The 21,648-nt window shown below is 61.7% G+C and carries 22 protein-coding genes and 1 pseudogene; 17 read left to right on the forward strand and 6 right to left on the reverse strand.

The features are described 5' to 3' along the window. Position 1: 1 nt before the first annotated feature. Genes LOY53_RS11730 through LOY53_RS11775 form a run of 10 tightly spaced genes read left to right on the forward strand, consistent with a single transcriptional unit; the run spans position 2 to position 6,511 of the window. Positions 2 to 544, forward strand: coding sequence for a pilus assembly protein (locus LOY53_RS11730; RefSeq protein WP_099429181.1), 543 nt, complete (start codon positions 2 to 4; stop codon positions 542 to 544). Further along, the gene (gene pilO / locus LOY53_RS11735; RefSeq protein ID WP_252823888.1) at positions 531 to 1,094 is read left to right on the forward strand and encodes a type 4a pilus biogenesis protein PilO; all 564 of its coding nucleotides are present in this window, start codon (positions 531 to 533) and stop codon (positions 1,092 to 1,094) included. The genes LOY53_RS11730 and pilO overlap by 14 nt, the downstream gene beginning before the upstream one ends. Continuing rightward, entirely contained in the window at positions 1,094 to 1,603 is a 510-nt protein-coding gene (locus LOY53_RS11740) for a hypothetical protein (protein WP_252823890.1), read from the forward strand. Before pilO ends, LOY53_RS11740 begins: the two co-directional genes overlap by 1 nt. Continuing rightward, entirely contained in the window at positions 1,600 to 3,465 is a 1,866-nt protein-coding gene (locus LOY53_RS11745) for a secretin N-terminal domain-containing protein (protein WP_258704043.1), read from the forward strand. Before LOY53_RS11740 ends, LOY53_RS11745 begins: the two co-directional genes overlap by 4 nt. Continuing rightward, entirely contained in the window at positions 3,462 to 3,935 is a 474-nt protein-coding gene (locus LOY53_RS11750) for a type II secretion system protein (protein WP_033694024.1), read from the forward strand. Before LOY53_RS11745 ends, LOY53_RS11750 begins: the two co-directional genes overlap by 4 nt. Before the next feature lie 5 nt (positions 3,936 to 3,940). Then, positions 3,941 to 4,315 carry a type II secretion system protein gene (locus LOY53_RS11755; RefSeq protein ID WP_085272959.1) on the forward strand — a complete coding sequence of 125 codons (375 nt, stop codon included), beginning with the start codon at positions 3,941 to 3,943 and terminating at the stop codon, positions 4,313 to 4,315. Next, positions 4,290 to 4,817, forward strand: coding sequence for a type II secretion system protein (locus LOY53_RS11760; RefSeq protein WP_099454327.1), 528 nt, complete (start codon positions 4,290 to 4,292; stop codon positions 4,815 to 4,817). The genes LOY53_RS11755 and LOY53_RS11760 overlap by 26 nt, the downstream gene beginning before the upstream one ends. Continuing rightward, positions 4,814 to 5,215 (forward strand): curli production assembly/transport protein CsgE, encoded by a 402-nt coding sequence (gene csgE / locus LOY53_RS11765; protein ID WP_085272957.1) that lies wholly within the window; start codon positions 4,814 to 4,816, stop codon positions 5,213 to 5,215. Before LOY53_RS11760 ends, csgE begins: the two co-directional genes overlap by 4 nt. Next, complete coding sequence (locus LOY53_RS11770) at positions 5,212 to 5,625, forward strand: curli assembly protein CsgF (RefSeq protein ID WP_258704044.1); 414 nt, start codon at positions 5,212 to 5,214, stop codon at positions 5,623 to 5,625. Before csgE ends, LOY53_RS11770 begins: the two co-directional genes overlap by 4 nt. Positions 5,626 to 5,659: 34 nt before the next feature. Beyond that, positions 5,660 to 6,511, forward strand: a complete 852-nt coding sequence (locus LOY53_RS11775; protein WP_252823893.1) for a CsgG/HfaB family protein — start codon at positions 5,660 to 5,662, stop codon at positions 6,509 to 6,511. Positions 6,512 to 6,623: 112 nt separating this feature from the next. On the opposite strand, the gene LOY53_RS11780 is transcribed toward LOY53_RS11775, so the two are convergent. The 6 genes from LOY53_RS11780 to LOY53_RS11805 are packed head-to-tail and all read right to left on the reverse strand — an operon-like array spanning position 6,624 to position 13,221. Beyond that, positions 6,624 to 6,896 carry a PAAR domain-containing protein gene (locus tag LOY53_RS11780; RefSeq protein WP_258704045.1) on the reverse strand — a complete coding sequence of 91 codons (273 nt, stop codon included), beginning with the start codon at positions 6,894 to 6,896 and terminating at the stop codon, positions 6,624 to 6,626. 3 nt (positions 6,897 to 6,899) lie between these two features. Further along, positions 6,900 to 7,838, reverse strand: coding sequence for a hypothetical protein (locus LOY53_RS11785; RefSeq protein WP_258704046.1), 939 nt, complete (start codon positions 7,836 to 7,838; stop codon positions 6,900 to 6,902). A 2-nt stretch (positions 7,839 to 7,840) separates the two neighbouring features. Then, on the reverse strand, positions 7,841 to 9,715 hold the full coding sequence (locus LOY53_RS11790) for a hypothetical protein (protein ID WP_258704047.1): 1,875 nt from the start codon (positions 9,713 to 9,715) through the stop codon (positions 7,841 to 7,843). After that, positions 9,708 to 10,550, reverse strand: a complete 843-nt coding sequence (locus LOY53_RS11795) for a hypothetical protein (protein WP_258704048.1) — start codon at positions 10,548 to 10,550, stop codon at positions 9,708 to 9,710. The genes LOY53_RS11790 and LOY53_RS11795 overlap by 8 nt, the downstream gene beginning before the upstream one ends. Continuing rightward, positions 10,547 to 11,122 carry a DUF4123 domain-containing protein gene (locus LOY53_RS11800; protein WP_252823898.1) on the reverse strand — a complete coding sequence of 192 codons (576 nt, stop codon included), beginning with the start codon at positions 11,120 to 11,122 and terminating at the stop codon, positions 10,547 to 10,549. The genes LOY53_RS11795 and LOY53_RS11800 overlap by 4 nt, the downstream gene beginning before the upstream one ends. Further along, the gene (locus tag LOY53_RS11805) at positions 11,119 to 13,221 is read right to left on the reverse strand and encodes a type VI secretion system Vgr family protein (RefSeq protein WP_258704049.1); all 2,103 of its coding nucleotides are present in this window, start codon (positions 13,219 to 13,221) and stop codon (positions 11,119 to 11,121) included. The genes LOY53_RS11800 and LOY53_RS11805 overlap by 4 nt, the downstream gene beginning before the upstream one ends. Positions 13,222 to 13,480: 259 nt before the next feature. Here LOY53_RS11805 and LOY53_RS11810 point away from each other — a divergent pair. The 7 genes and pseudogenes from LOY53_RS11810 to LOY53_RS11840 form a co-directional block, all read left to right on the forward strand. Beyond that, positions 13,481 to 13,690 (forward strand): annotated as a pseudogene (locus tag LOY53_RS11810) (CsgG/HfaB family protein); the annotation flags it as partial. Between the two features lie 536 nt (positions 13,691 to 14,226). Beyond that, positions 14,227 to 14,703: a hypothetical protein gene (locus LOY53_RS11815; RefSeq protein ID WP_252823901.1), complete on the forward strand. Its 477-nt coding sequence runs from the start codon at positions 14,227 to 14,229 to the stop codon at positions 14,701 to 14,703. Positions 14,704 to 15,145: 442 nt separating this feature from the next. Next, positions 15,146 to 15,619 carry a hypothetical protein gene (locus tag LOY53_RS11820; protein ID WP_252823903.1) on the forward strand — a complete coding sequence of 158 codons (474 nt, stop codon included), beginning with the start codon at positions 15,146 to 15,148 and terminating at the stop codon, positions 15,617 to 15,619. A 426-nt stretch (positions 15,620 to 16,045) separates the two neighbouring features. Continuing rightward, positions 16,046 to 17,956 (forward strand): sigma-54-dependent Fis family transcriptional regulator, encoded by a 1,911-nt coding sequence (locus LOY53_RS11825; RefSeq protein ID WP_258704050.1) that lies wholly within the window; start codon positions 16,046 to 16,048, stop codon positions 17,954 to 17,956. Between the two features lies 1 nt (position 17,957). Next, positions 17,958 to 19,691, forward strand: a complete 1,734-nt coding sequence (locus LOY53_RS11830) for an ABC transporter ATP-binding protein (protein ID WP_258704051.1) — start codon at positions 17,958 to 17,960, stop codon at positions 19,689 to 19,691. Continuing rightward, positions 19,681 to 20,358, forward strand: coding sequence for a peptidase S8 and S53 subtilisin kexin sedolisin (locus LOY53_RS11835; RefSeq protein ID WP_252823908.1), 678 nt, complete (start codon positions 19,681 to 19,683; stop codon positions 20,356 to 20,358). Before LOY53_RS11830 ends, LOY53_RS11835 begins: the two co-directional genes overlap by 11 nt. Beyond that, positions 20,351 to 21,643, forward strand: coding sequence for an NAD(P)/FAD-dependent oxidoreductase (locus LOY53_RS11840; RefSeq protein ID WP_258704052.1), 1,293 nt, complete (start codon positions 20,351 to 20,353; stop codon positions 21,641 to 21,643). The genes LOY53_RS11835 and LOY53_RS11840 overlap by 8 nt, the downstream gene beginning before the upstream one ends. Positions 21,644 to 21,648 lie beyond the last annotated feature (5 nt).

Consider the following 21,648-nt stretch of genomic DNA (forward strand, 5'->3'; position numbering starts at 1 on the left):
TATGCGCCGCCTCGACCTGGAATTCCAGCCCCGCCGCAATGGCGCCTTGGCCTGGTCGCTGCTGGCCCTGGGCTGTGCAGGGGTGGCCGCACTGGTGCTGCTGCAACACCACCTGCAGGGCGAGCAAGTCGACCTCGAAGGCCGCCTGCACAGCCTGGAGCTGCAACTGGGCCGGCGCCCAGCCACCGCGGCGCCGCAAAGCAGTGCAGCCAGCCGCGAGCAGGCCGAGCGCCTGGCGCAGATGCGCAATGTCTCGCAGCAGCTGCAACGGCCCTGGCAGCAACTGTTCGCCATGCTCGAAGCACTGCCGCAGGACGATGTGGCGCTGCTTGGCCTGACCCCGGACGCCCGCAAGGGCCAGGTCCGCATTGCCGCCGAGGCGCGCAACCTGGAGGCGATGCTGCAGTACCACCAGCGCCTGGAGGCCAGTGCCGAGCTCAGCGATGTTTCGTTGCTCAATCACGAGGTGATGGTGAGCCAGCCGGAGCACCCGGTGCGTTTCACCCTGACCGCCACCTGGGAGACCGGCCATGCGCGCCCCTGAACCGCTAAGCAGCCTGATCATTCAGGAGCACCTGCGCCGTATCGGCCCGGTGGGCCTGGCCGCCGTTGCCGCTGGCCTGCTGGTGGTCGGCGTGGCAGTGGCCGGCGTATTGCCGCAATGGCAAAGCGTGCGCGAACTGCGGGCCAGCGAGGCAGACGCCAGTGTGCAAGTGGGGCGGGTGCAGCGCGGTGAGTTGAAAATCGCGGTCAAGCCCGAGCAGCAGGCCCTCGACACCCTGCGTCAACAACTGCCCGGTCAGCCGCAGGCCAGCGAACTGATCGAGCGCCTGTATCACCTGGCCAGTGCCGAGCATATCAGCCTGGCACGCGGCGAGTACGCCCTGGGCATCGACCCGAAAACCCAGTTGGCGCGCTACCAGATCGTGCTGCCGGTCCGCGGCAGTTACCCGCAAATCCGCGGCTTCCTCAAGGGCCTGCTTGGCCAGCTGCCGACCTTGGTGCTGGAAGACCTTGAGCTGCAACGCAAACGCATCGGCGACAGCGAGCTCAACGCCCGCCTGCGCATGACCCTCTACCTGTCGAGGTCGTGATGAATACTCAACGTGGGCTGGTCTGGCTCGGGTTTTTTGGGCTTTCTGCCGCGCTGGCGTGGGCGCCTGGGCATTGGTTTGGCCAGCAAGTCGAGGACGCCCCAATCGCCGGCAAGCCGGCTTCCACAGGTTCGGGGGTGCCCATGGAACCGGTGGGGGCGGGCTTGACCGCGAATAGGCCAGAACAGGCCTCCACCGACCTGTTCCCGAGCCAGCGCTGGACCAAACCCAAGGCGCTGGCCACCGTCACTGAACAACCGGTCATCGCCGCACCCGTGGTGGTTGCCGCACCCACGGCACCGGCGTTGCCCTTCCAGTTCGTCGGCCGCCTGGGCGATCGCGACGACCTGCAGGTGTTTCTGCAGAGCGGCGAAAAACTCTACGTCGTGCGCCAGGGCGACGTCATCGAAGACACCTACCGCCTCGACCGGGTCTCGGCCAACGAGCTGAGCCTGGTCTACCTGCCTTTGCATCAGTCGCAGACCTTGTCTGTCGGGAGCGCACCATGAAGTCATCGAAGCTGTGCAAGCCTGCTCCGTTCCTGCTGTTGGCGCTGTGCGTGGCCATCGCCGGCTGCGGCTCCAGTGCGGTACGCGAAGACAGCGCAGAACTGATGAAGGAGGGGCAGTACGAAGCCGGCATCGCGCGCCTGGAAGAGGCCCTGCGTGAAGACCCGCGTGACACCGAACTGAACATCGCCCTGGCCCATGGCCGCCAGGCGGCGGTCGAGGCACTGCTGAGCCAGGCCGACAGCGACCGTATCCGCCACGACTTTGCCGGTGCGCGCATGGGCTACGGCCGGGTGCTGAGCATCGAGCCCAACAACCGCCGCGCCCAGGAAGGCATCCGTCAACTGGAGCTGATCCGCACCCTCGACGAACGTGTCGCCCTCGGCCAGGCGGCCCTGCGCCAGGGCGACCTGTTCGGTGCCGAGCGCTACATGCGCGAAGTGCTGCGCCTGGACCCGCAGAACCAGAAGGGCATGACCCTGCGCAGCGACATCGAAAACGTCCAGGCACGCACCGCGCAGCCCTTCCCACAGCTGCGTAGCAAGCTGGAGCGTCCGGTCACCCTGGAGTTTCGCGATGCCAACCTGAAGACCATCTTCGAAGTGCTGTCCCAGGTCGCTGGCATCAACTTCATCTTCGACAAAGACCTGCGCCCGGACATGAAGGCCACCATCTTCGTCCGCGACGTCCGCATCGAGGACGCCGTGGCCCTGCTGCTGGAGCAGAACCAGCTACGCCAGAAGATCGTCAACGACAACACCCTGATGATCTACCCCGACTCGCCGCAAAAGGCCAAGGACTACCAGGAACTGGTCATGCGCACCTTCTACCTGACCAGCATCGACGCTAACACCGCGCTGAACATGGTCAAGACCATGCTCAAGACCCGCGACGTGTTCGTCGACGAGCGCCTCAACACCTTGACCATGCGCGACAGCCCCGACGCAGTGCGCATGGCCGAGAAGCTGTTGCAGTCCCAGGACCAGTCCAACCCCGAAGTGGTGCTGGAAGTGGAGGTTATGGAGGTGGCCACCTCGCGCATCCTCGACCTCGGCCTGCAATGGCCCAACACCTTCGGCGTGCTGACCTCAGACGGCAAACCGGTCAGCGTACTGGACCAGTTGCGCGGCATCGACTCCAGCCGCATCAGCATCTCGCCAGCCCCACAAGCCAAGATCAACGCCCAGGACAAGGACATCAACACCCTGGCAAGCCCGGTGATCCGCGTCAGCAACCGCGAGCAGGCACGCATCCACATCGGCCAGCGGGTGCCGATCATCAGCGCCACCTCGGTGCCGTCGACCCAGGGCCCAGTGATCACCGAAAGCGTCACCTACCTGGACGTGGGTCTGAAGCTTGAAGTGCAGCCTACCGTGCACCTGAACAACGAAGTGGCGATCAAGATTGCACTGGAGGTCAGCAACGCCACCCCACTGGAGGCCACGCGCCAGGGCACCATTCCGGTTCAGGTCGATACCCGCAACGCCCAGACCAGCCTGCGCCTGCACGACGGCGAAACGCAGGTGCTGGCCGGGCTGGTGCGTAACGACCACAACGCCAGCGGCAACAAGATTCCCGGCCTGGGCGACATCCCCGGCCTGGGCCGGCTGTTCGGCAGCAACAAGGACGACATGAGCAAGTCCGAACTGGTGCTGGCGATCACCCCGCGCATCGTGCGCAACCTGCCGTACCAAAGCCCGTCGGACATGGAATTCGCCACCGGCACCGAGTCGAGCCTGCAAGTCCGCCAGATGGCGCCGCTGCCGCCAAACGATGTACCGGGCAATACGCCGTCCGGTGACACGCCGGTGGTGGAAAGCCAGATGGCCGTGGTGCCTGCCAACGGGAGCCCGCGGCCATGAAACGCCGCATGCAAGGCTTCAGCCTGATCGAGGTGGTGCTGACCCTGGCACTGCTCGGGCTGCTCGCCAGCATGGCCGCGCCGCTGACCGAAACCGTGGTGCGCCGCGGCAAGGAGCAGCAACTGCGCGAGGCGCTGTACCAGATCCGCGATGCCATCGATGCCTACAAGCGCGCGTTTGACGCCGGCTACATCGAAAAGCGCCTGGATGCCAGCGGCTACCCGCCCAACCTGCAGGTGCTGGTCGACGGGGTGCGCGATGTGCGCAGTGCCAAGGGGGCCAAGTTCTACTTCCTGCGGCGCATCCCCCACGACCCGCTGCTGGCGGCCAAGGAGGACGATGAGGGCGCCTGGGGCCTGCGTGCCTACGACAGCAGCCCCGACAGCCCACGGGAAGGCGAAGACGTCTTCGACGTGTATTCCAAGGCCCGCGGCAAAGGCCTCAACAACATCCCCTACGGGCAATGGTGACGGCCATGAAACGCAGCCGAGGCTTCACCCTGATCGAACTGCTGGTGGTGATGGCGATTATCGCCACGCTGATGACCATCGCCATGCCGCGCTACTTCAACAGCCTGGAGAGCTCCCGCGAGGCCACCCTGCGCCAGAGCCTGGCAGTGCTGCGCGAGTCGCTGGACCACTTCTATGGCGACACCGGGCACTACCCCGATTCGCTAGAGCAACTGGTCGAGCTGCGCTACCTGCGCAACACCCCGGTGGACCCGATCACCGAACGCAGCGATGCCTGGCAACTGGTGCCACCGCCAGAAGGAGTGGCCGGTGGCGTGGCCGACATCAAAAGCGGCGCTACAGGGAGGGCGCGTGATGGCAGCCTCTATGCTGAATGGTAAAGCCTGTGCCGGCTTCACCTACCTGGGCGTGCTGCTGCTGATCGCGGTCAGCAGCGTGGCCCTGGCCGCCACCGGGACGGTCTGGTCGAGTGCCGCCCAGCGCGACCATGAGCGCCAGTTGCTGTGGGTCGGCAGCCAGTACGCCCAAGCCCTGCGCAGTTACTACCGGGCATCGCCGGGGCTGGCCCAGTACCCCCAGGACCTGGCCGACCTGTTGCAGGACAACCGCTTCCCCGAGGCCAAGCGGCACATCCGCAGGCTCTACCCGGACCCGATCACCAACAGCGACGACTGGGGCCTGCTGCGCTCGATCGACGGCCGCATCACCGGCGTGCACAGCCGCTCGGACGCCACCCCGTTCAAACGCAGTGGCTTTGCCGCCGAGTGGTCGGGCTTCGAAGGGCTGGAGCACTACAGTGACTGGCAGTTCGTCGCCGAGCAGGCGTTCGCCGACAGCCCCAACGGTGCCCAGCCCCATGCCGGCCCGGGAGACGCGCCATGAACCGCCTGGCTGCGCTGTGCCTGAGCCTGTTGCTGGCGAGCTCGCTGAGCAGCGCGCTGAAGGCGGCTGAAGAAGACGAGATGATGGGTTTTATCGTCGACAACACCATCTCGCACATCGGCCACGATTTTTACTACTACTTCGCTGACCGCCTGCGTGCCACCAGCCGCCTGGACTTCAACCTGGTGGTGCGCGAACGCCCGGATGCCCGCTGGGGCAGCCTGATCACCGTGGAGTTCGAGCGCGACGTGATGTACCGCCGCTTCCTGCCACCCAACACCACGGAACTCAAAGAAGAGGCCGTCGCGGCCGCCGACCTGGTCAAGCAGCAGATCATCCAACGCAAGTTGCAACGCCTGCTGCAGGACACCACCGATCTGGAGAGGGACGAGCTATGAAAACCCGCATTCCCCGTTGCATCGCCGCCTGCCTGCTGGCCAGCGCCTGTGCTGCCCAGGCCACCGAGCTGGTGTACACCCCGGTCAACCCGGCCTTCGGCGGCAACCCGATCAACGGCACCTGGTTGCTGAACAACGCCCAGGCGCAGAACGACTACGACGACCCCGACCTCAAGGACCGCGCGTCTGCCTTCTCGGGCACCTCGGCCCTGGAGCGCTTCAGCAACCAGCTGGAGTCGCGGATGTTGTCGCAGCTGCTGGACAACATCAGCAATGGCAGCACCGGAAGCATGGCCACCGATGCCTTCCTGATCGACGTTATCGACGATTCAGGGGCGCTGAGCATCAAGGTCACCGACCGCGCCACAGGAGAAATTTCGATCATTGAGGTCAGCGGCCTGAACCCCTGAGAGGGAAAGGCATTTATGTTGGGGAGAGAACACCATGAAACGTCTGCTGAGCACGCTGCTAATCCTCACCGCCCTTGGCCTGCAAAGTGGTTGCAGCCTGCGCGAACCCATGTCCGCCGAACAGGACTCGGAAACCCCGACCCTGACCCCGCGCGCCTCGACCTACTACGACCTGATCAACATGCCACGCCCCAAAGGCCGGCTGATGGCAGTGGTGTATGGCTTCCGCGACCAGACCGGGCAGTACAAGCCGACCCCGGCCAGTTCGTTCTCGACCAGCGTCACCCAAGGCGCGGCGAGCATGCTGATGGACGCCCTGAGCGCCAGTGGCTGGTTCGTGGTGCTGGAGCGTGAAGGCCTGCAGAACCTGTTGACCGAACGCAAGATCATCCGCGCCTCGCAGAAGAAGCCGGATGTGGCAGAAAACATCATGGGCGAACTGCCGCCGCTGCAGGCCGCCAACCTGATGCTCGAAGGCGGCATCATCGCCTACGACACCAACGTGCGCAGTGGCGGGGAAGGGGCGCGTTACTTAGGCATAGACATCTCCCGCGAGTACCGCGTCGACCAGGTGACCGTGAACCTGCGCGCAGTCGATGTGCGCACCGGGCAGGTGCTGGCCAACGTCATGACCAGCAAGACTATCTACTCGGTTGGGCGCAGTGCCGGGGTGTTCAAGTTCATCGAGTTCAAGAAGTTGCTGGAGGCGGAGGTGGGGTATACCACCAATGAGCCGGCGCAGCTGTGCGTGCTGTCGGCGATCGAGGCGGCGGTGGGCCATTTGCTGGCGCAGGGGATCGAGCGGCGGTTGTGGCAGGTGGCGGGGGATGCGGGAGATGGCAAGGCGACGGTGGACAAGTTCCTCACTCAGAATCAACAGCCGTGATTGGCTTTGATGGCCTCTTCACGGGTAAATCCGCAGGTCAGGGACCCCTGGTCCCTGTGGCGGCGTTACCCGGGAAGAGGCCTGTGCATGAAACCAATGATCTCCAGATCGTTCACCCCATTTTGGCATAAGGTCCCGAACAGGTAGATGAGACCCTGCAGCCACAAGCAAGCTCTGCCGGCTCGAACACCATCGAAATACCGTTGAACAAGACACTCCCGTCACCGCCAGAGATCAGTGCAAATGTCCCGCCATGGAGCGGGCACGGCGCACGATCACCGAGAATGCAGTGTTGCCGCCCACTGACAAGCACTCCACTCCCTTCACCCATACGACCACCCCCGCTGTGAGGGTCGCCTTTTCGAATCGCACCTTGTCTTGACATCGCTTAACCTTCTGCGCCGTTTTGCAGGATTGCTTCGTAAAGGCCCGCCGGTACGGCATCGGGATCGTGTTTGCAGGCGGCAGCCATGAAACGCATCAGCAGGTCATCGGCCTCGAAGCGCATGCCTGGCGGGCAGGTCAGCTGAGCGTAGGGCGTTTTCATCAATGGGTGGTCGATGGGAGGGTTCGGCAGGCCCAACGAACGGCGCAGGTTGAGAATGGCCAGGATCTCGGCGGGGTAGACGGCTTCGAAGGGGGAGCCGAACTCAAAATTGCCGGAGTCGAGTTCGCGGGATGTCAGGGCGATGCGTTGGACATGGGTATCGCAGGCCGCCACCAGAATTGGTGCCAGTTTATCGGGATCAGGCTCGCGCCAATGGGCGACCAATTGACCCCAGGCAGGGTCGCGGGGCAGGGCGTGCTTGTCGAGGTCGAGCGGCTTGCCCAACCAGTCGCCGATGATGCTCAGACCGAAGGCGGCGTAGCGTAGAGTGGTACCAATTGGCAGGTTGTTCCCATCCTCGACGCCATATCCACCCTCCAAAGCTGAGAGTACGGTTTGATTAAAGGGTGCTACGAGTCGGAGTTGCCCTGTTGCAATGGTACATAATATTACAAACGTTAAACCATCTAGGTCCTCAATGGCCATCTGTCGAGTTTTTTCAAGATTCTTGATGAGTATTAGGTCGGCGACGAGTCTCTTGGCAACTCCAGAAATGAAGCTCAATGACACGCAGTTGTAAGAGTGCTTGGCCGCATATTGCAGCCCATTGCCAATACTGTTCATTCCAGTTCGGTGTAGTTCGCCGCAAGCAAGGTCAAGTGAACCGCCATTTCCGATGTAGGAGGTTAGGGTTTCGGTCCTTACGATCAAGTCATCAGAGGCCCAGGTTTGGATTTGATTAAGACTGATTGGAAGCCTGTTTTGGTTTTTTTTGCTCATTGCTAATTCCAGAGATTTATTTGTATTCCGGCGCTATTGCCTGTAAGAGCGTTTGGGGCACCGTTGGAGTCAAAAAATACTTGAGCGTGCAGGTAGGCTGTTTTTCCTGAGCTTGTACTTTCTTTGATTGCTTGTAATTTATTTGAAAAATTTGGATCTGCTGTTGATAAAGGCTTTTCATTCCATCCTTGTCGCTTGTTTTCAATTAATCTTCGTATACGTACAAGGCTGGTCTCACCTCCTGACTTTTGAGTGCTGATGAACCCAGGTGTCTTACTTTTCCCCAACGTCGTCTTCACTTCGATCACCAACAACGTCCCAGCCTCGAACTTCAACTCTTCCAGCGGCGCCGTTCCCTTCAGCCCATCAATGTGGTGTCGCATCTCCAGCGTCGTTGGATTACGCACCGTCATCGAGGGCGGTGGTGGTACGTACACCAGCATGTCGATCCCTTGGTCGCTCTTGTTCTTCAATCCGAACTGGCTGGGCCGGGAAGGGTGGGTGCTCAGGCCGAGGATGTTTTCCGGCTTGACCTTCCAGTGGCTGACCAGGGCCGCCGCCAGGGCTTCTTCGCCGGCATCGGCGACGACCCGGGTCAGACTGCCGCCCATGCGCACCGGCCCGATGCTGTGCTGAATCATGGCCACCAGCCGGTCGCGCAGGGTGGTTGCCATGTAGGCGTAGTCGGCCTTGCCGCCGACCACATTGAGGGCAACCAGGCTGGCATTGCGCTCCACCGAATGCAGTTCATGCGCTGTCACCGGCAGTTCACCATCGCGGGGGCGTCGCTGGATGCGGGTTTCCAGTACGGTGACGTCGCCGGCGCTGCGGTTGCCAAGGCGGCGGGCTTCCTCTTGCGACAGTGCGGCGTTGTCGAGGCGGACGGTAGTCATGCTGCCGGGCCGCAACTTGTGCATCAGCCAACGGGCGCCGCCCAGGGCGGCTGGCAGCAGCAGCGCCAGGTTGATGGCCATGAACACCTGCTTGCCACGTGCCTGGGCAGTGTCGGGGTTGGCCAGGCGCGCCAGGTCGGTGAAGAACTGCTCGCCGATACTCAGGCCTTCGCCGGTGATCATGCGGCTGCTGCCGTCGACCATGGCATCGGCGGCCAGCGCGGCCTCCAGGGCGACGAAGGCATAGCGGCCGAGCGTTACGGCGCCTTTGATGCCACGGACCACTGGCACCATCGCCAACACCCCGAAAGCGAATTCGCCCGCACCGATAACGCCTTGCCAGAAACGGGCCCGGGCCTTGGCTTCGGCGTAGTGCCGGGCCATCTGTTCACAGGCTTGCCTGACCGGGTACAGGCCACTGGGCGTGTGCCAGGTGTACGGCGGGCTGATGCGGAGCGTGCCGTATTCGTCGACGTACTCTTCCCGTTGCGCTTCGGCCCACTGCACATGGGTGAAAGTGGCGAAATAGATCTTGTGGTCGGTGAACAAGAAATTGCTGTGCAGGGCAAAGCCATAGCCGTGCTGGCTACGCTCGCCCATGTGGTCGAGTACGGGTGGGGGCAGTTCGTCGAGGCGGATCTCGTCATCGATGCACACCAATTGAAGCTTTTCGCTGGCGGCAAAGGCATAGAACTCTGCTAACCAGGCATTGCCCAGCGTGTTGCCGGCATGCTCCAGCACCTGCTGGAGGAAAGTATCGCGGTGGTTACGTGCCTGATCACGGATCCAGGGGTTGTTGCGAAACCACGTGGGGCCAACGCCGCTCTGGGAAGGGATGCCCAGCAACTGGTCGCAGCCATCCCCGCCGTCGAGGGAGAACAGCGCGCCGGGCAGGGAGCAGGGTACGCAAGTGTCGGGTGGAACAGGCAGCGTACTGTTGAGTGCTGCTTGCCCCAGTGTTTGTAAAACAGATGCTTCAACCATGCGGACTAGGCCCCTTGAGTACTTGTTGGTGAGCTGCAAGTTGACTTGCCAACACCCGACAGCGCTCGCGGGGAGAGTCGGTGGCTTCCAGCAACTTCACCCAAGGGGTGAACAATGGGTTGAGGTAAAAGTGTCGACCGAACGCGATCGCCAGGAACACATGCAGCAGCACTTGGTTGCGGGATAGCGGGGGCAGCTTGTACAGGTCGTCGGACGGCTGCGGTAGCCGTTTGCCGTAATAGCGATAGGCGCGGATCTCGTTCTCGTTGAGTGCCATGTGGTTGATGGCGGGCAGCGCATAGCGGCTGCTCGCATCCGACTCATAGCAGCAATAGCAGGCCTGCTGCGCGTCAGCGGGTATGCCGCGCAGGGTCATCAGTTGCTCCAGTGATCGCCACTGCCGGTCGTGGTCGCAATCGTCGTCGGGCAAGCGCAACATCTGCCGTGTGACGTCATGCATAAGGGTAAGTTGACCTTCCCACTGTGAACGGTGAGCTACCGCGTGCACGGTCAGCATGTCGAGTCGCTCATCCTGGGTAAGGCCAGGAGCCTGGGTGATTGACCACACCGATTTGCTTGCGGGGTCGTTCCACCAGCTCAGGCCCAGCAAGAAGTGGCTCAGCACCAGCAAGCTGTATTCCCTGCCGCAGGTGTAGCCACTGTTGCTGACTAGAGCCCCCGCATCGGCTACCAGCAGGGGGACATCTTCGGGACGGGTATGAAAGCGCGCAAGGGAACCGCCCAACGTCTCCAGCACGAAGCGAGTCAGTTGGCGGTTGGTGGACCGTAGCGATGCAGCTTGTACCGCACCCAGATCCAGACCCGGTAGATTCATGCAGGAACCTCCTGGCGCAATGGCAGCCAAGCCAGGCAGCCTTCCTGTTCGGTGCTGCCTTCTGTTTGCTCGAACAGCGGCTGTGCGCCAAGTGCGAGCCCGGTGCGTGAATCGTGGAAGTAGAGCCTGCGTATCCGTCCGTGATCGAACAGCCGGGCCAAGATGTCGGGCCGGTGTGTCAGTGAACCGACGTACACACTTAATGACCGAGGGTCACCCAGCCTCAGAAAGTAACGACGTCGGCCTTGCTGGACTTTGCCAAAGCGGCGCAGGTGCCGTGCGAGGGTTTCGAGGGGCAGGGCGGCCTCGACCACGGTACAGGCGAACGCCCCATCCCGGCCGCCAAACCAGGCATCCAGTTCGCTGCCTGCGACCAGCTGGAACAGTATTGGTGCATGCTTCTCCAGCCCGGTGCCATGTTCCAGGTGCCACAGGCATTGGTGTTGGTTGGCATGAAATTCCAGCCTGCCCAGCAGGCCCGCATTGGCTGATGCTTCGGCAAGCACGAACAGGCTTGCGCTGACGACACCCGTGTACAGGCCGCCTTCACTTAATTGCTGATGCAGGCTCATGCGTCGTCCTTCCCGGCAAAGGGGCATTCTTCGATCAGCGGTGAGCCTTCTCGAATGGCGGTCTCGATGGCTTCGACCTGGGCCTGCACAGGGGTCTGGTAGGTGACATTGCCTTTGAAGCGGATGTTGGGCGCTTCGATGGTAATGCCGTCGGCATCGAAGATGATCTTGCCGCTCGGGCCACGGATGTAGATGCGTTCCGTGCCCTGAAGCATGTAATTCCGGGTGAGTAGGCGTTGTGCGGTACGGGCTTCAATGGCACGCGTACCTTCGATGACAAGCGACTGATTGCCGCCGATACTCAGGCTGTGGTCGGCGGCGATGGTGATTCGGCTTGTGTTGCCGACGGAGTGGATATCGTCACGGTCGATGCTCGTGAATCGGTTTTGGTGGACATGATCGCGGCGATCACGCCCCGTATCGATCGACTCGTCGCGTGCAATGCTGGTGGTGTGGTCCCGGCCAGTCGCAGTGGCGCGATCATTGCCGACGCTCAGGGTTTGGTCGTGTTTGACCTTGGTGTTCATGTCCCTTTCGGCATGCACGAACACTTCCTGCCGACCCAGCTCATCTTCGAAACGCAGTTCGTTGAAGCCATTACCCTTATGAGTCTGGCTCTTGATGGTCATGCGGGTCTTGTGTTCCGGCAGGTCGTAGGGCGGCATTTGATCACCGCAGTAGGTACGCCCGGTGATCATCGGCTGGTCCGGGTCGGCATTGACGTACTGGATGATCACTTCCTGGCCGATGCGTGGGATGGCCATCGAGCCCCAGCTACCGCCTGCCCAACCTTGTGACACTCGCACCCAGCAGGAGCTGAACTCGTTGTTTTCGCTCTCACGGTCCCAGGGAAAGCTGACTTTGACCCGGCCCCATTCGTCGCAATAAATCTCCTCGCCAGGTGGGCCGACGACAGTAGCCATGTGCGGGCCGTCGATGCGTGGCTTGGGCAACGGTGCCGGTCGCCATTCGACCCGGCCTGGCACCAGCACTGCTTCCTGCGTGTAGCGCGTTCCTTGTTTGGCTCCGGCAGCTTCTTCTTGCAGGCTGGTGAATTGGCTGCCCTCGTGATGCACACGCATCACGCGCCAGTGTGCGTTGAGGTCTTTGCGCGGGTGTTCGATGAGGGTGAAGCTCAGGCCTGGTTGCAGCCGCACATCGTCACCCTCTACCTCAGCAATTCGGGCGTCATGGCGCAGGGCCGTGAGGCGGGTGGCGGTGAAGGGGACGCCGACCACATCGCGCTTGTAGCGGCCGGGGAAGTCGAAGCGCTCATAGTCCTGGGACTGATGCGTGATGCCACTGTCATCTGCGCGGTGTTCCTGCCGGTACTGCGGGTGGGTGAAAGCGTAGTCTCGCTGTACCTGTCGTGAGGTGCGTACCTGCTCGCTGTAACGCAGGCGGTGCAGGCAAGGCCTCGGCTGATCACCACCGCTGTTGGCGTGGTACAGCACCTGGTTGGGGCCTACGTCATCGGTTTCAAAAAAACCTTCATCGTCGTCTTCGGTCTTGATCGCGCCTCGGCTGATCTGCCCCAGCGACAGCAACTGGTCGGTCATGACCAGCAGGTGGTGTTTTGGCGTGTGCTCGAAGCGATAGACAAACCCCTCTTCGGCAGCCAGGCGGGCAATGAAATCGAGGTCGGTTTCACCGGCCTGTACGCAGAACTCGCGCACCTGATGGTCGCCGAAACTGTGCAACTCGAAATGGAGGATACCCTGGCGCTGAACCATGCAATCGAGAATCTGTGGCACGGTTTTTTGCTGGAAAATTCGCCAATTCGAACGCAACCCGCCGCGGGCCAGCAGGGGCTCGACGAGGGCATGGTAACGGGTGTGATAAAAGCCCGTTTGACCCTGACTGAAGGTGCTGACCAGGCCGTGCACGTAGCGCAGTGGGCGTTCGCGCTGCCAGATCGTGAACAGCACCGGCTTGTCGAGCAACTGACCGAAGTCGACTTCATCTTCGTGACTGATGAGCGCCAGCTTCAACTGGAAGGGTGTGCTGATGGATTCGTCGAGTTCGAATGAAATAACCTCGAATTGAAGGTCGCCAGCCAAGAGTTGGAAGCTGAAGCGCAGATCAAATTGTCGGTACATGGCGTGTCTTCCTTTGTTAAGGATTACTCCGGTATCAGGCGCAGCATTGATGCAGAGGGGGAACCCAGTGACCGCTGCTGCGTGGGGTAAAGTTGAGGGCGAGGCGGACTTGCAGGGTAGGAGGACTGTGGAGGGATTTAAATGAACAGGGTGTGATCGTTTTGGCTATAAGTTAGGAACTTTCTGAAGCTTGTAAGTTAATGTGTATTTTTAGTGCTTGGATTGACTTTTGGCTCCCTTAGGGGGCGTGTGGGGTGTTCAATTCATCGAGTTCAAGAAGTTGCTGGAGGCGGAGGTGGGGTATACCACCAATGAGCCGGCGCAGCTGTGCGTGCTGTCGGCGATCGAGGCGGCGGTGGGCCATTTGCTGGCGCAGGGGATTGAGCGGCGGTTGTGGCAGGTGGCGGGGGAGGCGGGGGATGGCAAGGCGACGGTGGACAAGTACCTGAGTCAGTATCAGCCGCCGTGAGTGAATTTAGTTTGGCATTCGAGTGTGGACAGGTATGGCGAGCATTGGGACGATGCTATACCTGTGATGGTTAAGTAGTCTTGCGTATATCGCGGTTATGAAGGTTAATTTCACTGAGGCTCTCGAATAGTCGATTAAAATCGATTGAAACCTCGAAAAAAGACGAGGTTGTGTCCTGCTTGCACAGTGGCTTGCAAATGAATGCCACTATAAAAGTAATCGATGGTCTTCACTGTCGCAGCACCCAGGGGTCGTGTACTCGTTGCTGCAGTCTGAGGCCTTACGGATTGATGGCTACTAGCAAAACTGACAGTTCCGCGGGGCGGATGTTGCTGGCACCCGGCTGGAGCGGACAAGGCTAGCGTGCGCAAGCACTTGATCAGCCACAGTCGAAGGCGTTTTGCGGCGTCATCGCTCTCGCAAATTTGAATGCTATCACCTGACATTTTTATCAGTAGTCACAGGCTGTGGCTTGGCGTAGTTTGCCTAGGCAATGTGCGTAATCAAATTCCATCAATCGTAGTGAGGGTGATGCCATGGTCGAGTCAAACAACAGTGCCTCCAAGAAGAAGCATGCCTATAAAGCGCCGGTAGTAAACGGTTGGCGCTCGGGCACAGGTAAAGCACTATTTAAGGAAGAGATTAGAAAAGGCGGCTACAGCTATGGCAGTTTTGAAACGAAATCAGACTGTTATGTTGAGCGGTCCAATGATGGCACCATTCTTTTTGTTCAGGCACGGCAAAATGGGCTTTTAGGGGTGGGTTTTCTAGGGGCAACTTTCGAGCTGAAGCAAGGGCAGCAGGGATTAACGGTTGACGTAGCCCACATGAGCATTGATGGCGACGGGGCGAAATCAGGTGACGCTAGTAAATGCTACGTTTCATGGGATAAGGGAAGTGGCCTTCTCACTGTGACCTTTGAGTTCAAATTTGAATTCAATGGGGTTGCGAATTCGGCGTCTAAAGGTCTGATAGAAGTCAACGTGGAAGAGGCTCTTATGAAGTGGTCTTGAGTGGGTAGCGGTCCATTTCTCAAACCACCCTTTGCCCGAAGGAGACTTCGTTTCTGGCTAGGTGGGTGCAGACCGAGGGCGGCCCCGCGAGCGTGATACCTCATTCCGAGAGTTGATAGTGCTAGCCTTTCGCGGGTAAGTCTCTGCCACAGGTTCCGCATGATGCCAAGGACGGCGCGACTAACTCTTCCGTAATGGCACGAGGGCGGCCAACGCGCGGCTCATCGTTCAAACCAGCAATCCCAATTTTGAGAAGCGTTGGCGCCAGGGTGACACCACATCCTTTTTTAGACGTGTCCAGCACTTTTTCTATAGGGTTCGATGTTTGTTGATGTCAACTGCTATTTTTGCTAGTTGTCAAGTGGTCCGTATTTGAATTTAGATTGCGGGGTGCGTGAACGGTGGGTTTACGTGCTGATGAATCTTAATGCAGAGGTGTGAAATGGTTGATAAAAATAGGCAGTGCCCGGACTTACTTTATTATTCTTACCATTATCAAGGTGGTGCCACGGCGTGCTCGACAAATGAGTTTTACGTTCGTGATGCTAAGATGTTTATGCTCGATGTTATGTTTGAAAACAATACGGGCGAGGCCCTCCGCTTGGGCAAACCTTCGCTGTGGACCAACGAAGCGCTTGGTGATTACACCACGTTCTTGCCTGATTTTAAGTATTCTATTCCGACAGGTGATGTTTCTCCTGGCGAAAAATTTATGATTAAATTCAAATGTGATACTGGGGACGTTCCTGATAGCCATCAATTCATCACAATACGCCCCCAGTTGGAGAGAGGTGGGTGGTACCACCCGCTAGAAAAGGCAACACCGATTTCAAAGTATAATTTCCAGTGTGATGGCGGCACGCTGGAAACCAGCTTTAGAATTTTGAAATTGGTGCCAGGTAGGATAGATGTTTGAGGGGCTTAGCCCACCTGCATTGCTCCGGCCTTTTTACACGTTAGCTTCATAAAAAGGTCGGCGCTTGCTCGCGATGCGCCGCGCTCAATCGCTGTAGCCTCTTCTGGCGCCGTAAAACAAGGGCCTGACGAGTCTGCTGATTTACGCGCCAGGCCGCAGTCGTGGTGGCCCGTGAAAAGCATCAATAAAAGTGCAACCAGCCAACCCAAGGCCACGGTCTGGTTGCCGATGATCCAGTGCTGTGGCCGTCGCGGCAGCCCGAGCATCGTCTTGGCGTCAGCGCTCGATCTCAAGGGCAGTGCAAAATCAAATCCGGTCCTTCCCCATTCAACGATTCCCTAATGACGCGCAGAAAAAACTCCCGCACACTGCGGAAAAATCTCAAGCCAGTTGCCCCGCCGTGAGGAGGCACAGCCGGAGTAGAAAATGGCGCGACAACTAATAACAAACGCCCAAGACCCGCTACACGAATCCCGCCAGGCCCGGCTCAAGCTGGCCAGCGAAGGCGAGCTGCCACTGGGCATGCTGCGCGATGAAATCGACGCATCCTGGCGCCGCAGCCTGGGCCATGGCCTGGACTGCCTGCAAGGCGAGCAGGTCGGCCTGGGCCTGGAGCAAGGCCATGACCTGCGTATGTTGCTGGAGCGCAACCGCCTGCTGGTCGATGCCGTCACCCCCGAGCTGGATTACCTGGTCTCGCGCCAGGGCAAGGCGGGCATTATCATCCTCGGCGACGCCCAGGCCAACGTGCTAGCCATCGAAGGCCAAACCCACGTGCTCAGCCGCGAGGGCCTGCGTGATCTGCACCCAGGCAGTTGCTGGAGCGAATCCCTGCGCGGCACCAATGCCATCGGCACGGCCGTGGTAGAAGGGCGACCGACCTTGATCAATTGTGGTGAACACTATCTCGATCGCCTCAGCCCGTTCTCTTGCACCTCGGTGCCGCTGCGTGACCCGCGGGGCGAGGTGATCGGTGTGCTCGACATCACCCGCGAAGGCGTGATGGCGCAACCACAGGACAGCCTGTCGACGCTGATGCTGGCGGCCGGCAATATCGAAGGTCGGCTGTTCGGCCTGTGCCACCCCGAGCAACTGGTGCTGGCCTTCCACAGCCGCCCGCAGTACCTCAACAGCGCCTGGCACGGCCTGCTGGCGTTGAGCCTGGATGGCGAAGTGCTGGCGGCCAACGACAGTGCCTGCCAATTGTTGCAGGTGGTGCGCCAGGAGCTTATTGGCCGGCGTAGCAGCGACCTGCTCGGCGAGCGCTCACCAGCCTTCATCGCCCGGCTGTGGCAGGGCGGTGTCAGCAGTGTGCAGACGGCCAAGGGCGAGTTCTTCTTCCGGGCGTTGCAACTGCCACGTCATGGCCAGCTGAACGGCAGCGTGGCGGTGAGCAAGCCGGCGCTGGCCAGCACGTCACCGGCGCTCGATGCACTGGCCGGTGGCGACCCACGCCTGGCGCGCAATTTGCGCATGGCCCGCCAGGGCCTGGGCAACGGCCTGCCGGTGCTGCTGCTGGGTGAGACCGGCACCGGCAAGGAAGTCGTCGCCCGGGCCCTGCACCAAGCCAGCCCGCGGGCCGACAAACCGTTCGTGGCGGTCAACTGCGCGGCCATTCCAGAAGGGCTGATCGAGTCCGAACTGTTTGGCTACCGCGAAGGGGCGTTCACTGGCTCGCGCCGTGGCGGCATGGTCGGGCGGCTGATGCAGGCCCATGGCGGCACGCTGTTCCTCGACGAGATCGGCGACATGCCGCTGGCGCTGCAGGCCAGGCTGTTGCGGGTACTGCAAGAGCGCCGCGTGGCGCCGCTGGGCGCGGGTGACGAGCAGGACATCGACGTGGCGCTGATCTGCGCCACCCACCGCGACCTCAAACGCCTGGTGCTTGAACAGCATTTTCGCGAAGACCTCTATTACCGGGTCAACGGCGTCTCGCTGCGCCTGCCGGCCCTGCGCGAGCGTGAAGACCTGGCCGGGATCATCCAAGGGCTGCTGGACAAGTCCGGTGCCAAGGGCGTGAGCCTGGATCCGGCACTCAGCGCCTTGCTTGAAGGCTTCGACTGGCCAGGCAACATCCGCCAGTTGGAGATGGTCGTGCGCACCGCACTGGCCATGCGTGAGGACGGTGAGCAGGTGCTGACCCTCGATCACCTCACCGATTGCCTGCTCGATGAGCTGGCCAGTGGCACGACGCCGTCCGGCAGCCTCAAGGACAATGAGTTGGAGCTGATCCGCAGCGCTCTGGGCCGCCACCAGGGCAACGTCTCGGCAGCCGCCGAGGCCCTGGGTATCAGCCGGGCGACGCTGTACCGCAAGCTCAAGCAGTTGCGTAGCTGATATGGGTGGCCTGTTCGCAAGGCTGGTGGAGACCAGCGACCCTGTCCTCATGCGCCAGGCCCTGGCCTGGCTGTATGGTTTCGTCCGCCCGCATCGACGCGCCATCGGCGTGCTGCTGGGCTTGTCCTTGGGCGCGTCGATGCTGGCCCTGGCGCAACCCTGGCTGGTCAAGACCTTGATCGACGAAGGCCTGTTGGCCAAGGACTATCAGACCCTCTGGCACATGGCGGCGATCATGATCGCCGCGGGCCTGCTGGGCACCGTGCTGGCCGGGGTCAACCGCTACCTGCATACGCGATTGTCCGGACGCATTCTGTTCGCGCTGCGTGATGACCTTTACCGCCACCTGCAACAGTTGTCGCCGACTTTTTACGGGCGGCGGCGCATCGGCGATATCCTTTCGCGGCTGGATGGCGACGTCGCCGAAATCCAGCGCTTTGCCGTGGACTCGCTGTTTTCGGCGGTGTCTGCCGTGATCGGGCTGATGGGGGCGGTGGCCTTGATGCTGATGTTGTCTTGGCAGCTGTCGCTGTTGTTGGCGCTGCTGATCCCGATCGAGGTGCTGTGGTTGCGCTGGATGCGGCGCAAGGTCGAGCGCGAGGTGCGCAGCTTGCGTGAGCGCTCGGCCGATGTGTCGTCGTTTCTGGTCGAAACACTGCCGGCCATGAAGTTCATTCAGGCTGCGGGCCAGCAGGGGCGCGAAGCCGGGCGCCTGGACCAGTTGGGCCAGGGCTACATGAGCCAGTTGCTGAAGGTGCAGGTGACCGAATTCTTTACCCAGGCGATACCCGGCACGCTGACCTCGTGGTGCCGTGCTTGCGCCTTTCTGGTGGGTGGCTGGTGGGTGATCCAAGGTACCTGGCAACTGGGCGCGCTGATCGCGTTTTCCACCTACATGGGCATGGCAGTCGGGCCGGTGCAAAGCCTGTTGGGCTTGTATGTAGCAGTGCAGCGCATGGCCGTGAGCCTGGGCCGGGTGATGGAGCTTAAGCAAGAAGCCGTTGCCGTGCGCCAGGCGGACACGCCACAGCCGATACCCGAAGGGCCAGGTGAATTGCGCCTGGAGGCCTTGCACTTCGCCCATGACGGGCGCCAAGGCGCGGTGCTCAACGACGTGAATATCTGCGTGGCGGGTGGCCTGAAGGTCGCCATCAGCGGCGCCTCCGGGGTCGGCAAGTCGACCTTGATTGATCTGTTGCAACGGTTCTACGACCCGGACGCCGGGCGCATCCTGCTGGATGGCACCGACCTGCGCGAACTCGACCTGGCGGCGCTGCGTCGGCGCATTGCCGTGGTCAGCCAGGACATTGTGCTGTTCCGTGGCACCCTGGCGCAGAACCTCGCCTACGGCGTGCCCGAAGCCAGCCGTGCCGAGCTTGAGCGGGTGGTGCGCCTGGCGCGCCTGGACAGCCTGGTCGAAAGCCTACCCTTGGGGCTGGACGGGCTGTTGGGCGAGCGTGGCCAGCAGCTGTCTGGCGGGCAGAAGCAACGTATCGCCATTGCCCGCGCGGTGTTGCAGGCCCCTGCGATCCTGGTGCTGGACGAGGCCACGTCGGCGGTAGACGAAGCGACGGAGCGCGAAGTGATCGCGGCCATCGACCAGCTGTTTGCCGGGCGCACGCGCATTTTGATCAGCCACCGTGCCTCGACCCTGGCCGATGCCGACTTGCATTTGCACCTGCATGACGGGCAAATGCGAGTGTTGCCTCAGGAGGCTATCAAGCATGGGCACTGAGTTGCGTGTCGGGGTCATCGACAGCGGTTGCTCGTCGGCCCAAGCACTAGATTTGCTGGGCGCACGGCGTTTCTGGCTTGAGGAAGGCCAGCTGCGCGAAGGCGAAGCGTTGCCCGACCAACTTGGCCACGGCAGTGCCGTGGTCACTGGCCTGCTGCGTGAATCTGGCCCGGTGCCGCTGTTGCTGGCCCAGGTGTTTTCTGCGCAGGCGAGCACCAGTGCATTGCAAGTGGCCGCCGCATTGCTATGGCTGGTGGAAGAGGGGGCGACACTGATCAACCTCAGCCTCGGCCTGCTGCAGGACCGGCCCGTGCTGCACCAGGCCTGCGCCGAGGCCCAGGCGGCTGGCGTGCTGCTGTGCGCCTCCAGCCCGGCGCAGGGTGGGGCGGTGTACCCGGCCAGTTATCCGGGCGTGATTCGCATGACCGGCGATGCGCGTTGTGCACCGGGGCAGTGGTCCTGGCTGGGCACTGCACAGGCGGACTTCGGTGGCCATGTCGGTGCCGGTGGCCTGGCTGGGGCAAGCCTGGGTTGCGCTGCGCTGAGCGGGCGCGTTGCAGCGTTACTGCGTGAGCGACCCGGCATGGGCCGGCAGCAGGTGTTCGACTGGCTGCGCGCCCATGCCGCATTCAGCGGCCCTGAGCGGCGAGGTGCCGAGGATGAGTGAGCCGCACATCGTGGTGCTGGGTGCCGGGCCTGCGGGGGCTGCCACGGCGATCGGCCTGCGCCGCCTGGGCTACCTGGTCACGGTGGTATCTGAGTGGCGCCGCTTTGCTGCCGTGGAAGGCGTTTCGCAGCGGGTGCTGGAAGGTCTGCGCCACGCGGGCCTAGGTGGGGCCCTGAGCGAGGCGGCGATGCCAGCGACACGTCAGGTGCGCTGGAATGGCGAGCACCTGCAGATGAACCAGGAGTTTCTGCTCGACCGGCAACGCTTCGACCGTGCCTTGCGTGATGACCTTGCACGGACGGGAGTGACGCTGGTTGAAGGGCGCATCCGTGAGGTGGCGCGTGCCGAGGGTCATCAGGTGCGCCTGGACGACGGGCAAACGCTGCAGGCTGAATTCCTGGTTGAGGCGCGTGGGCGCCAGGCACCGTTGGCAGCTGACCGCATGCGCGGACCTGAGACGATCAGTTTGCTCAACCTCTGGCATGACGCCCCTGGCGCACCGGCTTCGGCGGTGGAAAGCCTGGATGACGGCTGGGCCTGGATGGCCAGGTTGGCCGATGGGCGCTGTTATTGGCAGATTACCCTCGATGCCCAAGGGGTGCCGACCAAGGCCGCCCTGCCTGAGTACTGCGCCACACGGCGCCGTGACTCGGCGTTAGTGGCCGAATTGTTCGGGGCGCAGGCGATGGAAGCTGCACAGGTACATGCCCGTAGCAGTACCGCGATACTGGCCGGCGAATGCGTGGGGGATGACTGGATACGGGTGGGGGATGCTGCGATAGCGGTTGACCCACTATCGGGGAATGGGATTTTCCAGTCGCTGTCGTCGGCGCTGCAGGCGCCTGTGGTGATCAATACCCTGTTGCGACGGCCCGAGCGGGCTGCGCTGGCTCGCCAATTTCATCAACAGCGGGTTGAGCAGTTGTTCATGCGCTTTGCCCGTATTGGGCGGGATTTTTATAGTCAGGAGCAGACACGCGCAGGGCTGCCGTTCTGGGCGCGTCGGCGGCGTTGGCCCGATGCCCAGCCGCTGCATTTGGCGGCCGATTGGCAGTCAGTACAGGTAGCGCGCAGGCCGGTGTTGCGTGATGGTTTTGTGGATGAGGCCGAAGTGGTAGTGACGGCGGATCAGCCGTTGGGGGTTTGGCATTTGCAGGGGGTGGAACTGGCGCCGGTGGTGCGCGCGGTGCTGGTTGGGCAGGCGTTGGATGAGGTCATGAGCAGCCACTCTGAGGCGCAACAGATGATGCTGCGACGGTGGCTGGCGGAGCAGGGCAGGTCCTGAGAACC

Source organism: Pseudomonas sp. B21-031, from assembly GCF_024748985.1.
Taxonomy (GTDB): domain Bacteria; phylum Pseudomonadota; class Gammaproteobacteria; order Pseudomonadales; family Pseudomonadaceae; genus Aquipseudomonas; species Aquipseudomonas kermanshahensis.

What these genes read in the sequence shown, in the direction of transcription:
- LOY53_RS11820 (WP_252823903.1), top strand. Translation starts at nt 15,146, where the DNA reads ATGGTTGATAAAAATAGGCAGTGCCCGGACTTACTTTATTATTCTTAC.
- csgE (WP_085272957.1), top strand. Translation starts at nt 4,814, where the DNA reads ATGAACCGCCTGGCTGCGCTGTGCCTGAGCCTGTTGCTGGCGAGCTCG.
- LOY53_RS11740 (WP_252823890.1), top strand. Translation starts at nt 1,094, where the DNA reads ATGAATACTCAACGTGGGCTGGTCTGGCTCGGGTTTTTTGGGCTTTCT.
- LOY53_RS11830 (WP_258704051.1), top strand. Translation starts at nt 17,958, where the DNA reads ATGGGTGGCCTGTTCGCAAGGCTGGTGGAGACCAGCGACCCTGTCCTC.
- LOY53_RS11745 (WP_258704043.1), top strand. Translation starts at nt 1,600, where the DNA reads ATGAAGTCATCGAAGCTGTGCAAGCCTGCTCCGTTCCTGCTGTTGGCG.
- LOY53_RS11800 (WP_252823898.1), bottom strand. Translation starts at nt 11,122, where the DNA reads ATGAGCCTGCATCAGCAATTAAGTGAAGGCGGCCTGTACACGGGTGTC.
- LOY53_RS11730 (WP_099429181.1), top strand. Translation starts at nt 2, where the DNA reads ATGCGCCGCCTCGACCTGGAATTCCAGCCCCGCCGCAATGGCGCCTTG.
- LOY53_RS11785 (WP_258704046.1), bottom strand. Translation starts at nt 7,838, where the DNA reads ATGAGCAAAAAAAACCAAAACAGGCTTCCAATCAGTCTTAATCAAATC.
- LOY53_RS11760 (WP_099454327.1), top strand. Translation starts at nt 4,290, where the DNA reads ATGGCAGCCTCTATGCTGAATGGTAAAGCCTGTGCCGGCTTCACCTAC.
- LOY53_RS11825 (WP_258704050.1), top strand. Translation starts at nt 16,046, where the DNA reads ATGGCGCGACAACTAATAACAAACGCCCAAGACCCGCTACACGAATCC.
- LOY53_RS11795 (WP_258704048.1), bottom strand. Translation starts at nt 10,550, where the DNA reads ATGAATCTACCGGGTCTGGATCTGGGTGCGGTACAAGCTGCATCGCTA.
- LOY53_RS11755 (WP_085272959.1), top strand. Translation starts at nt 3,941, where the DNA reads ATGAAACGCAGCCGAGGCTTCACCCTGATCGAACTGCTGGTGGTGATG.
- LOY53_RS11750 (WP_033694024.1), top strand. Translation starts at nt 3,462, where the DNA reads ATGAAACGCCGCATGCAAGGCTTCAGCCTGATCGAGGTGGTGCTGACC.
- LOY53_RS11835 (WP_252823908.1), top strand. Translation starts at nt 19,681, where the DNA reads ATGGGCACTGAGTTGCGTGTCGGGGTCATCGACAGCGGTTGCTCGTCG.
- LOY53_RS11770 (WP_258704044.1), top strand. Translation starts at nt 5,212, where the DNA reads ATGAAAACCCGCATTCCCCGTTGCATCGCCGCCTGCCTGCTGGCCAGC.
- LOY53_RS11790 (WP_258704047.1), bottom strand. Translation starts at nt 9,715, where the DNA reads ATGGTTGAAGCATCTGTTTTACAAACACTGGGGCAAGCAGCACTCAAC.
- LOY53_RS11840 (WP_258704052.1), top strand. Translation starts at nt 20,351, where the DNA reads ATGAGTGAGCCGCACATCGTGGTGCTGGGTGCCGGGCCTGCGGGGGCT.
- LOY53_RS11805 (WP_258704049.1), bottom strand. Translation starts at nt 13,221, where the DNA reads ATGTACCGACAATTTGATCTGCGCTTCAGCTTCCAACTCTTGGCTGGC.
- LOY53_RS11775 (WP_252823893.1), top strand. Translation starts at nt 5,660, where the DNA reads ATGAAACGTCTGCTGAGCACGCTGCTAATCCTCACCGCCCTTGGCCTG.
- LOY53_RS11780 (WP_258704045.1), bottom strand. Translation starts at nt 6,896, where the DNA reads ATGTCAAGACAAGGTGCGATTCGAAAAGGCGACCCTCACAGCGGGGGT.
- LOY53_RS11815 (WP_252823901.1), top strand. Translation starts at nt 14,227, where the DNA reads ATGGTCGAGTCAAACAACAGTGCCTCCAAGAAGAAGCATGCCTATAAA.
- pilO (WP_252823888.1), top strand. Translation starts at nt 531, where the DNA reads ATGCGCGCCCCTGAACCGCTAAGCAGCCTGATCATTCAGGAGCACCTG.